Origin of the sequence: Actinosynnema sp. NPDC050436 (assembly GCF_040655415.1) — a bacterium.
GTDB lineage: Bacteria > Actinomycetota > Actinomycetes > Mycobacteriales > Pseudonocardiaceae > Actinosynnema.
The window spans coordinates 53,760-69,105 of sequence record NZ_JBFAJV010000015.1; the positions used below are offsets into that span (position 1 = coordinate 53,760).

Consider the following 15,346-nt stretch of genomic DNA (forward strand, 5'->3'; position numbering starts at 1 on the left):
GGCCGGACCCTACGCGACGGACGTGTACCGCCCCTGGAACCGGACCAGCGGCGGGTTCCCCGAGCTGTGCTGGATCTCCAGCGGCTCGCCGACCAGCGCCACGTGGTCGCCCACGGCGATCCGGCGGGCCGTCCGGCAGCGCAGCCGGACCGGTGCGTCCAGCAGGTGCGGCACACCGTCCACATCGGACCGCCACCGGGTGTCCGGGTGGCCCCAGCGGTCCGCGCCGGTCTTGGCGAACAGGTCGGACAGGCCCGTCTGGCCGGCGTGCAGCAGGTGCACGGCGAACAGCGGCGCGGTGCGCAGCACCGGCCACGCCGACGCGCCCTCGCCGATCCACACCACGACCAGCGGCGGGTGCAGGCTGGCCGAGGTGAACGAGCTGACCGTGACGCCCACCGGCCCGTCCGGGCCGCTCGCGGTGACGATGCCCACGCCCTGCGGGAAGTCGCGCAGCGCGGCGCGCAGGTCGGTGCCGACGTCGGTCATCGCCCCGCCCCCACCGGCGCGGCGAACCAGCCCGCGTCGCCGAGCTGCCCGCCCAGCGCGGTGATCAACTGCTCCTGGTCGGCCACGAGGTCCGCCTCGGCGACGAACAGACCGCGCCCCGGCACGGCCGCGCCGAGTTCCGCGAGCAGCGGCTTGAGGTGCAGTTCCACCGCCAGGGCGTGCTTGTCGGCCGCCGCGACCAGCAGCGGCACGGCGGTCCGGCCGCGCAGCCAGTCACCGGGCGCCTGGTCGAGCACCGCCTTGAGCAGGCCGGTGTAGGTGGCCTTGTAGGTCGGCGAGGCGACGACGAGGACGTCGGCGCCGGCGAGGCTCGCCAACGCCTCCCGCACGGCCGTGGCACCCGGCCGGAACACCTCGGGCGCGAGCTCGGCCGCGTCCACCAGCGGACCGCCGGGGGCGACCTCCCGGCCCTGCCCGGTGAGGGCCCGGACGACGGCCTCGCGCAGGGCCAGCGCCGCGTTCAACGTTCGGGAGGCCGGGCGCGGGTTGCCGACCAGCGCGCCGACGACGAGTGGCTGGGTCATGCACCCGAGCATTCCAACGTCGTCGGCGGCCCTCAAGGTCGTCCAACGGGCGGGACACCCCGCGCGGTGCGGTAAACCGCCCCGGGGAACGGGATTCCGGGGACCGCCGCCCGGCGCGACGACCACCGCACGGCCACCGGCCGCAACCGCACGCCCGGCACGACGACCGCCCCCGCCCGCCGGCACGCCTCCCCGGCCGCCGGCCGGTGTTTCGGCTGCCGTCGCCGGGCCACCCGGGTCGCTGCCGCTGCCGGGCTGCCGCTGCCGGCCGGTGCTGGGCTGCCGCTGCCGAGCCGCGGGGCCGCCGCTGCCGGCCGCCGTCGGGCTGCCGCTGCCGGGCTGCCGCTGCCGGGGCGGAGTGCTCCTCTGCTGCCTGCCGTCCGTCGTCGGTCGGCAGGCAGCCCGAGGAGTCGTCAGGCGACTGACGACAGGACCGAGGCGATCCGGGTGGCGATGCGGTCGTTGTCGGTCGGGGCGAGGCTGAGCCAGCCGTTCTCGCGGACCATCAGGTACCGGCCCTGCCTGGTGTCGAACCAGGTGATCAGCACGCCCGCGCGGGTGGCGCGGAAGCCGCCGCCGGTGGTGACGCCGAACTGGCCGCCGGCCACCCGGTTCGCGGCCAGTTCGCTGATCACCGAGGCGTCCTCGCGGGACAGGCCGGCCCGCTGGAGCGCGTCGCGCTCGTCCAGCCCGCCGCCGCCCCACGGGTCGTCGTCGTCCTCGTCGGCCTCCGACGCCCGTTGCAGCGCGATGGCCTCGTCCAGCGTCTCCAGCCGCACCGACAGCGCGCTGCCCGGCCCGGCCGACCCGTGCGGCAGCACCTCGACGATGGACCGCGCCAGTGCCGTGGGCCGGATCTCCAGCACGCCGATCTTGCCGCTGTCCACGACCGCCAGCACCGCGTGCCGGCCGGTCGACGCGGCGACCGCGCGCACCGGGCGATCGACGTGCGCCACCGCGTCCACCGCGACCTGGTGGTCGGCGAGCACGCGCAGCAGGTCCACCAGGCGCGGGTCGGGCTCGCCGTACTCGGCCAGCACCCGCGCCCGCAGCAGGGCGCGCTCCTCGCCGGTCGCCCCGACGCTGGGCACGTCCAGCGGGTACGGCAGCCGGCCCAGCCCCAGGTCGTGCCACAGCACGTCCAGTTCGCGCGGGGTGAGCAGGAACTGCGGTTCGATCACTGGTCGCCGCCCTTCTTCCTGGGCTTCGCGCCGCCGATCACCGACGGGGGCAGGTTCTCGCCGGGCACCTCGAAGATGTCCTCGCCCCGGATGTAGGCCGCCGACCGGTGCTCCTTGTCCTCGCCGCCCTGGCCGCCGGCACCGCCGCCGCCCATCGGGGCGCCCGCGCCGCCCATCGGCGAGCCGGCCGCACCGCCCGCGCCGGGCCCGAAGCCGCCGGGCACCGGGCCGCGCGGACCCGCCGCCGGGGTGCCCACGCCCGCCGCGCCGCCGGCCGCGAGCTGGCCCGCGCCACCGCCGCCGGCACCGGTCGGGCCGAAGCCGCCGAAACCGCCCGCGCCACCGCCGCCGAAGCGGGGTGCGCCGCCGCCGGCACCGCCACCGCCGCCCGCACCGCCACCGCCGCCGGGGACCGGACCGCTGCCGGGGACCGGCGGGGTGCCGGGCGTGCCGGCCGGGATGTAGGGCGGGAACTTGCTGCCGCCCGGCCCGAACCCGCTCTGCGGCTTGGGTACCACGGTGCCGGGGGGAGCGGGCCGGTACGGCGGGGGCTGCTGCTTGCCGGTGCCGCCGCCGGGCGGCTGGTAGCCCGGCGGGACGTACCCGCCACCGGGCGGTTGGTAGCCGCCACCGGGCGGCGGGGTGTGGGCGGGCGGGGTGTACTTGTTCGCCACCGGCACCTGCGCCGCCGCTGCGGCGGCCGTCGTGCCCTCCGGGCGGTAGGCGGCAGCGGGCACCTGGGGCACGGTGCCGCCACCACCACCGCCGTAGCCGCCGCTCCCGCCGCCGGGCGGGGTGTAGCCGGCCGGGACCGCCTGCGCGGGCGCGGTGGCGGCGGACGTCTGCGTCGTGCCGGCGGGCACGGCCGCGACCTGCGCGTCGCCGAGCGTCGGCGCACCCGCCGTGACGGCCTGCAGGAGCTGCGGGGGCTCCTCGACGCGACCGGTCACCGGGTTGAACGGCGCGGTGAACACCGGGGTGGTCCGGTCCACCGCGCGGGACTCGTCCTCCATCGTGGTCATCACGGCCACGGCCTGCTCGTGCGCGGCGCGGGCCTGGTCGTTGGCCGCCTGCACGTCGGTCGCCGAGCTGAGGAAGCCCTGGATGCCGCCGGCGGTGAACGCGCCGGTCGCCTGGTCCCAGCTGAACGCGATCGGCTCGGGCATGGAGGCCCGCGCGTTCTCCATGATGTGGCTCTGGTCCTCGACCCGCTTGCCCACCTCGACGGCGGTCGCGGCGGTCTGGGTCACCCAGTCGGCGAGCAGCTTCACGGCGGCGCGCGCGCCGTCGGCGGCCTCGCCCGTCCAGCCCGTCTCGGTGGCCGCCACGCGCTCGGTGATCACCCGCGCGGACTCGGTCAGCTCGGTGCCGAACTGGCCCCACTCCGCGCCGATCTCGCCGGTCTGGCCGGGGTCGTTGTTGGTGTGCACCGCCTCGTAGAGCTCCTGGTGCGACCGCGACGCCCAGTTCTGGGTGTCGGTCAGGACGAGGTCGATCCTCTGGTCAGCCATCGCTCGCCCTCTCAGTTGCCGCTCAGGCGGGTCAGTTCGGCGCGGTGCTCCTCGTCGACCGCCAGGAAGTTGCGGATCGCGCTGCGCACCGAGTCGTGCGTCTGCTGGAGGACCTCGCGGTAGGCGGTCATCACCGACAGGAAGGACAGCTCGTCGCCCTCGGCGCGGCCCTCGAACTTGGCGGCCATCCGGTCGCCGACCGGGTTCGCGCCCAGCGGCGCCGGGCGGGCGAGCCTGCCCGCGCGCTCCAGCCACGAGTCGACCTGGTCGATCTGCTCCAGGAGCATCTTGCGCATCTCCTCGCCGGTCGCGGGGTCGAGCAGCACCCGCCCGGAGTTCACGGACTCCCGCAGCGCGAGGACCTGACCGTCGAGCGTCGGGACCTGGCCCGCGACCTGGGGGACCCGACGCCCCTCGGCCTCTTCATTCCCTGGTTCGGCGATGTACATCGGAATCCCTCGCGGAGGCAGCCTGCTGGACCGGACCCAGGGTCACCCTCTCCTCCAACGCCCGCCCAACGCGCGGCCAACGCCGCCGCGTCGGCGGATTCGGCGAGGTCGGGCACTGTGCGAAACTCGGCGACCACAGGGCGACAACGCTGAAAGGTTTCAAGGATGCGGGTGAACCTGCTCGGCCCTGTTGAGCTCGTTTCCGCAGGTGGCAGTGCCGTGCGACTGGGCGCGGCGAAGCGCCGGGCGGTCCTGGCCGCACTGGCGCTGGAACTCAACCGGGTGGTGTCGGGCGACCGCCTGCTCTGGCTCGTGTGGGACGGCTCACCCCCGCCGCAGGCCAAAGCCGCCCTCCAGGGACACATCGCCCAGCTGCGCAAGGTGCTGGTCGGCGGCGTGGTGCTGATCACCCGCGCGCCCGGCTACGTGCTGACCGCCGAGCGGGACGCGGTCGACGTGTTCCGCTTCGAGGACCTGGTCGCCGCCGCGCGCGACGCACCCGACGAGCGCGCGGTGGGCCTGCTGACCGAGGCCCTGGCGCTGTGGCGCGGGCCGCTGCTGGCGGACGTGCCGGGCGCCGGGGTGCGCGAGGCGGTCACCGCGAAGCTGGACGAGCTGCGGCTGGTCGCCGTGCAGGAGCTGGCCACCCGGCTGTTCCGGCTCGACCGGGCCTCGGAGGCGGTGCCCGGCCTGCGCGACGCGGTGGCCGAGCACCCGCTGCGCGAACCGCTGGTGGCCCGGCTGGTGCTCGCGCTGCACCGGACCGGGCGGCAGGCCGAGGCGCTGGAGCTGTTCCACCGCGCGCGGGAGCGGCTGGCCGAGGAGCTGGGCGTCGACCCCGGCCCGGAGCTGCGGGACGCCTACCAGGCCGTGCTGGCCGGCGACACCGCGCCGACACCCGTCGAGCGCGGGCCCGTCCCCGCGCAGCTGCCCCGTGAGCACCGGGGTTTCGTGGGCCGCGAACCGGAGCTGTCGGACCTCGCGCTGAACCTGGCCGGCGACTCGGCGATCGGCCTCCTGGTGGGCCCGGCGGGCGTCGGCAAGACCGCGCTGGCGCTGCGCTGGGCGCACCGGGTGGCCGCGCAGTTCCCGGACGGCCAGCTCTTCGTCAACCTGCGGGGGTTCGACGAGACCGAGCCGCTGGACCCGCGCACCGCGCTGGTCGGCTTCCTGCGGTCGCTGGGCCTGGCCGACTCGCAGATCGCGGCCGACCTGGAGGCGCAGGCCGCCCAGTTCCGGTCGCTGCTGGCCGGGCGGCGGGTGCTGGTGTTCCTGGACAACGCCCGCTCGGCCGAGCAGGTCCGGCCGCTGCTGCCCGGCTCCGCCGGCTGCCAGGTGCTGGTGACCAGCCGGCACCGGCTGGACGACCTCGTGGTGACCGAGGGCGCGTCGGCGCTGCACGTCCAGACCCTGCCGGCCGAGGGCGCGGAGTGCCTGCTCGCCGCCGTGCTGGGCCGGCACCGGATCGAGCAGGAGCCCGACGCCGTGGCGGAGCTGGTCGAGCTGTGCGACCGGCTGCCGCTGGCGCTGCGGATCGCGGGCGCGCGACTGGCGTCCCGACCGCGCTGGACGGTCCAGTCGCTGGTCGACGAGCTGCGCGACGAGCAGCACCGGCTGTCCGCGCTGGAGCTGCCGGAGGCGGGGCGGGGCGTGCACGCGGCGCTCGCGGTGAGCTACCGGGAGCTGCCCGAGGGCGCGGCCCGGCTGCTGCGCAGGCTGGGGCTGCACCCGGGCACCGACCTGGACAGCTACACGGCCGCCGCGCTGCTGGACATCAACGCGGTCAGCGCGCGCACCCACCTGCGGACGCTCGCCTACGCGAACCTGCTGCACGAGTCCACCCCCGACCGGTACTCGCGGCACGACCTGGTGCGGCTGTTCACCCACCACCTGGCGGCCGGCGAGTCCGATGTGGACAAAGCCGTGTCGACCTCGCGCCTGCTGGACTACTACCTGCACGTCGCGGACGCCGCGCGGGCGCACCTGTCGGACCACGTCCGGCCGTTCCGCTCGCGCGAGCACCTGCCCGCGAGCTTCCCGGAGCTGCCCTCGCACGCCGCCGCGCTGGACTGGTTCACGCGGGAGGAGGCGAACCTGGGGCTGGCGCTGGACGTCGCGCTCAACAGCGGGCAGCGCGAGCGCACCTGGCAGCTCGCGCTGTGCCTGGACGCGTTCCACTTCCGGCGCGGCAACCGGCTGGACCGGCTGGCGCTGTGCCGGATCGGGGCGGTGGCGGCGCACGACCTCGGCGACGCGCACGCCGAGGCCACCTTCCTGCTGCGCCTGGGCTCCACGCTGGCCGAGCTGGGGCGGATCGAGGAGGCCGTCGAGACCTGCACCCGCGCGGCGGAGCTGGCGGGCGACGACCGGCACCTGGTCGTGGCGGCGCTGGCCAACCTCGGCTACTGCCTGATGGCGGACGACCGGCTGGACCGGGCGCAGGCGACCCTCCTGGAGGCGCTGGAGATCGCGCGCGAGGTGGGTGACGAGCGTTCCCAGGCCAGCGTGCGCAACAACCTGGCGAACGTGCTGCTGCGCAAGCACCAGCCCGAGGAGGCGTTGAAGCACGCGGCCGAGGCGCTGAGCCTGTTCACGTCGGTGGCGCCGTCCAAGGCGCACACGGCGACCCTGCACACGGTGGGGACGGCGTCGTTGCAGCTCGGTCGGCTGGACGAGGCGCTGGAGTCCTACCGGGCCGGGCTGGCGCTGGCCGAGCGGCTGGGCGACCGGTACCAGGAGGCGCTGTGCCACCGGGAGATCGGCGACGTGCTGGAGCAGTCGGAGGGCGTGGAGGCGGCCGTGCCGCACTGGCTCGCGGCCCTGAACCTGTACCGCGACCTGCGGCTGGCCGACGCCGACGACGTGGCCCGCAAGCTGGACCCCAACACCGCCGCCGGCTGAACCCGCCGCACCGGCCGCCGGGTCAGCGGACGGCGTCGGCGGCGGCGCGGCCGGCCACCCGGCCGGAGAACAGGCAGCCGCCGAGGAAGGTGCCTTCCAGGGCGCGGTAGCCGTGCACGCCGCCGCCGCCGAAGCCCGCCGCCTCGCCCGCCGCGTACACCCCGGGCAGCACGGTGCCGTCGTCCTTGAGCACCCGGCCGGACAGGTCGGTGTGCAGGCCGCCCAACGTCTTGCGGGTCAGCACCGACAGCCGGACCGCGATCAGCGGCCCCGCCCCCGGGTCCAGCAGCCGGTGCGGCGGGGCCACCCGGATGAGCTTGTCGGTGAGGAACCTGCGGGCCGAGCGGGCCGCGTTCACCTGCGAGTCCTTGCCCAGCCCCGAGACGACCTGCCGGTCGCGCTCCACGATCACCCGGTGCAGCGCGGTGGCGTCGATCAGGTCGTTGCCGGCCAGCCCGTTCATGCCCGCCGCCAGTTCCGCGACGCTGCGCGCCGAGATGAACTCGCTGGACCGCTTGGCGAACTCCTCGACGGGCGCGACCGCGCCGGGCAGCGCCCGCTTGAGCACCTGGAGGACGTCCTTGCCGGTCAGGTCCGGGTTCTGCTCGGAGCCGGACAGGGCGAACTCCTTGCCGATGATCCGCTGGTTGAGCACGAACCACGAGTACCCGTGGCCGCTCTTCACGACGTGCTCCAGCGAGCCCAGCGCGTCGAAGCCCGGGAACAGCGGGATCGGCAGCCGCACGCCGGTCGCGTCCAGCCACAGCGACGACGGGCCGGGCAGGATGCGGATGCCGTGCCTGCTCCAGATCGGCGCGTAGTTGGCGATGCCCTCGGGGTAGTGCCACATGCGGTCCTCGTTGACGATCCCGCCGCCGGCGCCCTGCACGACCTGGAGCATCCGACCGTCCACGTGGTCGGGCACGCCGGAGAGCAGGTGCTCGGGCGGCGTGCCGAGCCGGGCGGGCCAGTTGCGGCGCACCACCTCGTGGTTGCCGCCGATGCCGCCGGAGGTGACGACGACGGCCTGCGCGCGCAGCTCGAACCCGCCGGCCACGACCCGCGAGCTGGGCTCGCCGCGCCGGGCCGCGCTCGGCTCCAGCACCTCGCCGCGCACGCCGTCCACGACGCCGCCGGTGGTGGTCAGCTCCGTGACGCGGTGCCGGAACGCCAGTCGCACCAGCCCCCGGGCGACGGCGGCGCGCACGCGGCGCTCGAACGGTTCCACGAGGGCCGGGCCGGTGCCCCAGGTGACGTGGAAGCGGGGCACCGAGTTGCCGTGCCCGTCGGCGAGGTACCCGCCGCGTTCCGCCCACTGCACGAACGGGAACCAGCGCACGCCCATGCCGTGCAGCCACCGCCGCTTCTCGCCGGCGGCGAAGTGCACGTACGCCTCGGCCCACTTGCGCGGCCAGTGGTCGCTGTCGCGGTCGAACGCGGCGGAGCCCAGCCAGTCCTGCATCGCCAGGTCGGCGGAGTCCTTGACCAGCAGCCGCCGCTGCTCGGGCGTGCCGACCAGGAACAACCCGCCGAAGGACCAGAACGCCTGGCCGCCCAGGGACGCCTCCGGCTCCTGGTCGAGCAGGATGACCCGGCGGCCCGCGTCGGCGAGCTCGGCGGTTGCGACGAGCCCCGCGAGGCCGCCACCGACGACGATGACATCCGCGTCCTGTGCCATCGGGCGAGTCTAGATCCCGGTCGCCGGCCGGACGAGGCTCGCCCGCCCGTGTGCGCCCCCGGCGGCGCTCGTGCGGGCGGTGCCGGTGCTTCCGAGTTGTTCACGCGCCGCCGGTCCGGGTGGTGTGGAGTTCGAGGGGCGCTCGTTCCGGGAGGAAGAACACGCGGCGGCGTCACCGGTCCATTTGCCGACCCGATTGGCGGAGTGCGGCCGAATGCGCGGATCTCCTGCAAATTTGCAGGAGATCCGGAAAGGGCTGCCGCCCGGGAAATGTGCCGGACGCCCGTGCGGGCGCGGCGGTGTCCGCTGCGCGCGCACGGGCGATCCGGTCAGGGCCGCCGGCCGTTCGGTGAGGGGGTTCCGCCCGGCCGACGGCGGCCGGGTCGCGCGGGCGCTCCGGGATCGTCTCGGGGAGAGGACCCGCCGCGCCCGTGGGGGAGCGGACGGCGGTGGGTCCTGACGTCCGGGCGGCATCCGCGCGCCGACCTCCCGTACAACGGGCGATATAGCACACGTGTTCCCGGGGTGTCCAGCGTCACTACACAGAGTCGCCGCGAAGCTCGGTCATCCTCCGTTCGGCGGAGGCCAGCCGGTCACGTGCCGCAGTCGCCTTCCGCTTGGCCCGCTCGACCCGCGTGGCGGCCTCCTGCTCCGCCTGCTGCGCGCGGCGCAGCTCGGTCCGCAGGGCCGCCGCGTGGTCCTCCCGCTCGACCAGCGCCGCCTCGGCCTCGTCGACCGCCGCGTCCGCCGACCCGACCTCCGAGCGCGCGTGCTCGATGTCGTCGCGCGCCTCCGCCAGCTTCCGCTCCCGCCGCTGCTCACGGCGGGGTGCGAGGTCGTCCCGGACCGGCGTGCCCGCCTCGGCCAGGGGGCCGAAGCCGGACTGGTCGACGGGCTTGACCAGGCGCCCGGCCCGGATGCGCGCGGCCAGCACGGCGTCCGCCAGGGCGGCGGTCAGCGTGGACCGCACCTGCTGCACGGCGTCGGGCCCCAGCGGTGCCCCGGCGTCGCGCGCCAGCTCCTCGGTCCGCCGCACGAGGGCGGTGAGCACGACCTTGCGCCGGGCACCCAGCTCGCGCAGCGCGCCGCCCCGCAGCTCCTCCTGGGCGGCCCGGAGCTGATCACCCAGAGCGACCGCCTCGGCCAGCTCGGCGGCCCCGGACCGGGCCAGCCGGTTGAGCGCCCACGCCGAGGCGGTCGGCTTGCGCAGCGCCGCGACCTCCTTGGCCAACGCCTTGTCGCCGTGCTCCAGGGCGGCCCGCGCGTGGGCGTCCCGGGCCGCGACGAACCGCGCCGGCGAGAGCGCGTACAGCTCGTCGGCGATCCGGTCGATCGGTTCCGCGTCCACGGTGTGCCAGTGTGCTCGTCATCGTGTTGATGTGCGATTTGTTACCCCTTCAAGACCGCGTCCAGGGTTTCACCGTTGACAGTGTTTGACATTCCGGCCGGTCGGCTCTTGACTGGAGGGGTCGCCCCGGCCCGCAACCGGCGCGGCACTTCGCGCACGGTCGCGCAATACCCCGTTCAGTCCAATGTGGACATATCTATTGGGCTGTTCGTCCTATTGTCGCGGAAGACCTGGGGAGATGTGCTTGCGCCAATCTTTCCCCACGAAGGGTTTGCGCCGTGATCAACTCAGGAAGTCGGTGGAGACACCGCACCAGTGCGGCCCTGCTGGCCGCCGTACTGGGCACGACTGGGTTCGGCTTCGCCGCCGCTCCGGCCGTCGCGCAGGAAGCGCCGACCGCGCCCGCGTCCACCGACAAGGGCCTGGACAAGCAGGACCGCGAGCAGTTGGCCGAGGCCGAGAAGGCCGGCCAGGAGAACGTGACCCTGCTGGTCGCGGCCGAGCCGGGCAAGCTGGACTCCGCAGCGGACGACCTCAAGGCCCTCGGCGGCGTGGTCGAGTCCACCGAGCGGGACGTCGAGTACCTCAAGGTCTCCGTGCCGCGCGGCAACGCCGAGAAGGCCGCCAAGCTGGCCTCCGTCAACGCGATCGACGTCGACGGCCTGGTGGCGCTGGACGACCCGCGCCCGGACGGCGCCACGACGCCGCTGCCGCAGAACGCGCCGGGCGCGAAGACGCCCAAGAAGAACCCGTACATGCCGATCCAGGACACCAAGGCGGCGCAGTTCACCGACGAGCACCGCACCTGGGACGGTCGCGGCACGACCATCGCCATCCTGGACAGCGGCATCGACCTGGACCACCCGGCGCTGGCCACCACGACCACCGGTGAGCGCAAGATCGTCGACTGGTACAACGCCAACGCCACGAACTCCGGCGACGGCACCTGGATCCAGGTCGCCGGCCGCTACACCGGCACGTTCACCAACGGCGGCGCCACCTACAAGGCCCCCGCGACCGGCGGCCCGTACAGCTTCGGCCTGTTCCGCGAGACGGCGGGCGACCTGGGCCTGGCGGCCAGCGAGACCGGCGGCGACATCAACCGCGACGGCGACCGCGTGGACGCGTTCGGCGTGCTCCAGGACATCACCACCAAGGAAGTCCGGGTGGACGTCGACGGTGACGGCGACTTCACCGACGAGCGCGCCATGATCGACTACAAGTACAAGAAGGACGTCGGCCACTTCGGCACCGACAACCCCGGCACCCCGGTGCTGGACACCGTCGCGTTCGTGGTGCAGACCGACCGCTCGATCTACGACAACGCCGGCCAGGCGTACGTCAACATCGGCATCTCGGCCGCCGCGCACGGCACGCACGTCGCGGGCATCACCGCCGCCAACAAGCTGTTCGGCGGCAAGGCCACCGGCGCGGCCCCCGGCGCGAAGCTGATGGCGGTCAAGGTCTGCCTGTCGACCCCGTCGTGCACCTCGTCCGGCCTGATCGACGGCGTGCTCTACGCGGCCCGCAACGGCGCCGACGTCGTCAACATCTCGATCGGCGGCCTGCCGGCGCTCAACGACGGCAACAACGCGCGCTCGGAGCTCTACAACCGCACCATCGCCGAGTACAACATGCAGATCTTCATCTCGGCGGGCAACAGCGGCGCGGGCGCGAACACCGTCGGCGACCCCTCGGTGACGACGGACGCGATCAGCGTCGGCTCGTACATCACCAGGGACACCTGGCTGTCGAACTACGGCTCGGTCACCGCGCAGAAGGAGAACCTGCACGGCTTCTCCTCGCGCGGCCCGCGCGAGGACGGCGGCTTCAAGCCCAACATCGTCGCGCCCGGCTCGGCGATCTCCACCGTGCCGCAGTGGCAGGTGCCCGGCCCGGTGGCCGGCACCTACGAGCTGCCGCCCGGCTACGCGATGTTCAACGGCACGTCGATGGCCTCGCCGCAGGCGACCGGTGCCGCCGCGCTGCTGGTCAGCGCGTTCAAGGCGGAGCACGCCGGCGAGCGGCCGACCGTGCTGGAGCTGCGCAACGCCATCCAGTCCGGCGCCAAGTGGGTCTCCTCGCTCAAGGCGTACGAGCAGGGTTCCGGCCTGTTCGACGTGCAGAAGTCGTGGCAGCAGCTCAACGCCCACCCGAACGTGCAGAACGTGACCACCTCGGTCACGGTCAACACGGCGCTGTCGGCGCTGCTGCAGACCCCGAACACGGGCGTGGGCATCCACGACCGCGAGGGCGTCACCATCGGCAAGGAGTACGTGCGCACGTACACCCTGACCCGCACCACGGGCCCGGACCGCAACCAGCAGTTCCTCGCCACCTGGCAGGGCAACGACGGCACGTTCTCGTCCAAGTCCCTGGTCAGCCTGCCGCTGAACAAGCCGGTCACGTTCGACGTCAAGGTCAAGCCGACCAAGGCGGGCGTGCACTCGGCCGTGCTCAAGCTGGACAACCCGGGCACCCGGGGCGTCGACGTGTTCACGCTGAACACGGTGTTCGCGGCGGACGAGTTCGTCGCCGCGAAGAAGTTCGCGGTGTCGAAGACGACCACCATCCCGCGCAACCAGTCGCAGAGCATCTTCGTGAAGGTGCCGGTCGGCACCAGCGCGCTGAAGGTCGACCTGGCCGGCGGCGGCGCCGAGGCCGGCAAGGGCCAGCTCCGCTTCCTGCGCTTCGACCCGTACGGCGTGCCGGCGGACACCACCACGTCGACCAACTGCTACAACCCCGACGCGGGCGGTGGCTGCGCCGGTGGCACGCCCACCAGCCGCACGGTCGCCAACCCGCTCCCGGGCGTGTGGGAGATCGTGGTCGAGTCGCGGCGGACCTCCGACGCGGACAACGCGCCGTACACCGTGACGGCGTCGGTGCTGGGCACCTCGGTCAGCCCCGACCCCGACACCATCGCCTCGGCGCAGACCGGCGTGGGCATCGACCGCAGCTACTCGGTCACGAACAGCCTGGCGGCGTTCAACGGCCGGCTCGTCGGCGGCGCGCTGTCCAGCGCGAAGATCGCCCGCCCGTCCATCGCGGAGGGCGTCTCGCAGACCTACGACGTGACCGTCCCGGCGGGTTCGTCGTCGCTGCGGGCGACCATCGGCAAGCCGAGCGACATCTCGGCCGACCTCGACCTGTTCGTCTACAACTGCACGACCGGCACGTGCGTGCTGTTCGGGCAGACGGCGGACGGTGACTCCGAGGAGTCGTTCACGGTCACGAACCCGGCTGCGGGCGCGTGGCGCATCCAGGTCGACGGGTACGCGGTGCCGTCGGGCACGACGGAGTACGACTACATCGACGTGTACGCGGTGGCCGGTCTCGGCACCGTGGCCGTGACGGACACCGACGCCGACCGCACGGCCGGCGCGACGTGGACCGTTCCCGGCGTCGTGACCGCCACCGGTCAGGCCGGCGCGGGCCGCGTGCTGCGCGGTGAGCTGACCGTGCAGACCAGCGAGGGCGCGGTCGTCGGCCGCAGCGCGGTGATCGTGCAGAACGTGGTCTGATCTTCCGGACCGAGTGCAGGGCCGTCCCCGGTTCGCCGGGGGCGGCCCTGCTCCTTTCGCCGGGCTGCCGGGCGGCTCAGGGCGTCGGGTCGGGTTGGCCGATCGGCTCGTCCACGTCCACCTGGCGCACGCCGTCCACGGCCGTCACCCGGTCCACGTCGGCGACCGGCACGGACGCCCGCAGGTAGCCGATCGACGCGTCGGTCGCCTCGACGGTCGCGCCCAGCTCGCGCAGCGCCGTCGCCGTCCGCTCGGTGGCCCCCGCCTCGGTGGAGATCACCAGCACCACGGACGCCACGCCGTTCTGGCGGGCCTTGGCCAGCACGTCCTTGCCGTGCGGGCTGAGCTTGGCGGGCACGGGCACCTCCGCGTGCGTCGTAGTCGTGGGAGCGGGTGTGGTGGCGGCGGTCGTGCCGCCGGTCGTCGGTGCCGACGCCCGACCGTGGTCGGCGGCCGGAGCCGCGCACCCCGTCACCACCAGGCACACCAGGCCCACTGCCAGTCGCTTCATCGCCCACCCCTCCCGAACCGTCCTGACCCGAGGACGGATCAACCCGGCCGGTTGGTTGCCTCCGGGCCGCTGAACGCCTGCACCCGCTCCTGGCCGTCCGCGCTCTCGCCGAACACCCGGTTGTCCGAACCGGACAGCGGGCTGTCGCGGGTGCTGCGGTGCGGCGGCAGGTCGCGGACCCGCACCTGCGGCAGCGCCTCCGGGTGGCAGGTCCGCAGCCACGCCACCAGGTGCTCCCGCACCAGGCAGCGCAGGTCCCACAGCCGGCCCGCGTCGACGGCGCTGACCAGCGCGCGCACCCGCACGAACGACCCCACCGCGCCGGTCACCTGCGCCACGCACACCCGGCCGTCCCACAGGTCGACGCCCTCCACGGCGTGCCGCAGCTCCTGCCGCAGGTCCTCCACCGGCACGGTCCAGTCCAGGTCCAGCTCCACCGTGCCGAGCAGCGCCGACTGCGTCCGCGTCCAGTTCTCGAAGGGCGTCTTGAGGAAGTACGCGGTGGGCAGGATCAGCCGCCGGTCGTCCCACAGGTGCACCACCACGTAGGTCAGGGTGATGTCCTCGACCCGTCCCCACTGCTCCTCGACCACCACCACGTCGTCCAGCCGCAGCGCGTCGGAGAAGGCGATCTGCACCCCGGCGAACACGTTGCCCAGCAACGACTGCGCGGCCAGCGCCGCGATGGCGCCGATCACGCCGGCCGACGCCAGCAGGCTCGTCCCGGCCGCCCGCGCGGCGGGGAAGGTCATCAGCACCCCGGCGGCGGCCAGCACCCCGACGACCACCACGGTGACCCGCCGCACCAGCGTGATCTGCGTGTGCACGCGCCGCGCGTGCCGGTTGTCGGACACGTCCACCCGGATGCGGGCCAGCGTGGCGTCCTCGACCACCACCAGCAGCGCGCCCAGCAGCCACGCCCCGGCGAGGATCAGCGCCACCCCGACGGCGTGCAGCGCCACCGGCCGCCACTCGCCCCGGGCCACCACCCCCAGCGCGAACTGCACCGCCACCAGCACCGCCACGACGAGGGCCGGCTTGTGCGCGCGCCGGGCCAGCCCGGCGAACAGGGCCGACCGCCGCCCGATCCGGCGCACCACCCGGTGCACGAGCGTCACGGCCACCAGGGCGACCAGGACGGGGCCGGCGAACGCGAGCACAGCGACGAGCACAGACTCCTCCTCCTCGTAGGCACGTCCTCCTGCCCTA

The 15,346-nt window shown here is 74.4% G+C and carries 11 protein-coding genes; 2 read left to right on the plus strand and 9 right to left on the minus strand.

Going from position 1 to position 15,346, the window contains the following annotated elements:
- Nucleotides 1–9: 9 nt before the first annotated feature.
- From AB0I60_RS29720 to AB0I60_RS29740, 5 genes are all read right to left on the minus strand, one after another.
- A complete protein-coding gene (locus tag AB0I60_RS29720; protein ID WP_360735455.1) occupies nucleotides 10–489 on the minus strand; it encodes a flavin reductase family protein in 480 nt (159 codons plus the stop codon).
- Nucleotides 486–1,034, minus strand: coding sequence for an NAD(P)H-dependent oxidoreductase (locus AB0I60_RS29725; protein WP_360735457.1), 549 nt, complete (start codon nucleotides 1,032–1,034; stop codon nucleotides 486–488). Before AB0I60_RS29725 ends, AB0I60_RS29720 begins: the two co-directional genes overlap by 4 nt.
- A 413-nt stretch (nucleotides 1,035–1,447) precedes the next feature.
- Nucleotides 1,448–2,215 (minus strand): ESX secretion-associated protein EspG, encoded by a 768-nt coding sequence (locus AB0I60_RS29730; protein ID WP_360735459.1) that lies wholly within the window; start codon nucleotides 2,213–2,215, stop codon nucleotides 1,448–1,450.
- Nucleotides 2,212–3,726 (minus strand): PPE domain-containing protein, encoded by a 1,515-nt coding sequence (locus AB0I60_RS29735; protein WP_360735461.1) that lies wholly within the window; start codon nucleotides 3,724–3,726, stop codon nucleotides 2,212–2,214. The genes AB0I60_RS29730 and AB0I60_RS29735 overlap by 4 nt, the downstream gene beginning before the upstream one ends.
- 11 nt (nucleotides 3,727–3,737) lie before the next feature.
- A complete protein-coding gene (locus AB0I60_RS29740; protein WP_360735463.1) occupies nucleotides 3,738–4,175 on the minus strand; it encodes a hypothetical protein in 438 nt (145 codons plus the stop codon).
- A 219-nt stretch (nucleotides 4,176–4,394) separates the two neighbouring features.
- On the opposite strand from AB0I60_RS29740, the gene AB0I60_RS29745 reads away from it, so the two are divergent.
- A complete protein-coding gene (locus AB0I60_RS29745) occupies nucleotides 4,395–7,076 on the plus strand; it encodes a BTAD domain-containing putative transcriptional regulator (RefSeq protein WP_360735465.1) in 2,682 nt (893 codons plus the stop codon).
- A gap of 22 nt (nucleotides 7,077–7,098) precedes the next feature.
- On the opposite strand, the gene AB0I60_RS29750 is transcribed toward AB0I60_RS29745, so the two are convergent.
- Nucleotides 7,099–8,754 carry an FAD-binding dehydrogenase gene (locus tag AB0I60_RS29750; RefSeq protein ID WP_360735467.1) on the minus strand — a complete coding sequence of 552 codons (1,656 nt, stop codon included), beginning with the start codon at nucleotides 8,752–8,754 and terminating at the stop codon, nucleotides 7,099–7,101.
- 538 nt (nucleotides 8,755–9,292) lie between these two features.
- Nucleotides 9,293–10,102, minus strand: a complete 810-nt coding sequence (locus tag AB0I60_RS29755; protein ID WP_360735469.1) for a hypothetical protein — start codon at nucleotides 10,100–10,102, stop codon at nucleotides 9,293–9,295.
- A 278-nt stretch (nucleotides 10,103–10,380) separates the two neighbouring features.
- Here AB0I60_RS29755 and AB0I60_RS29760 point away from each other — a divergent pair, with 278 nt between their 5' ends.
- Complete coding sequence (locus AB0I60_RS29760) at nucleotides 10,381–13,626, plus strand: S8 family serine peptidase (RefSeq protein ID WP_360735471.1); 3,246 nt, start codon at nucleotides 10,381–10,383, stop codon at nucleotides 13,624–13,626.
- Between the two features lie 76 nt (nucleotides 13,627–13,702).
- Here the strand turns inward: AB0I60_RS29760 and AB0I60_RS29765 are convergent, their stop codons facing one another.
- Together AB0I60_RS29765 and AB0I60_RS29770 are read right to left on the minus strand one after the other, a co-directional pair.
- Nucleotides 13,703–14,137 carry a hypothetical protein gene (locus tag AB0I60_RS29765; protein WP_360735473.1) on the minus strand — a complete coding sequence of 145 codons (435 nt, stop codon included), beginning with the start codon at nucleotides 14,135–14,137 and terminating at the stop codon, nucleotides 13,703–13,705.
- Nucleotides 14,138–14,175: 38 nt separating this feature from the next.
- A complete protein-coding gene (locus tag AB0I60_RS29770; protein WP_360735475.1) occupies nucleotides 14,176–15,309 on the minus strand; it encodes a mechanosensitive ion channel domain-containing protein in 1,134 nt (377 codons plus the stop codon).
- Nucleotides 15,310–15,346 lie beyond the last annotated feature (37 nt).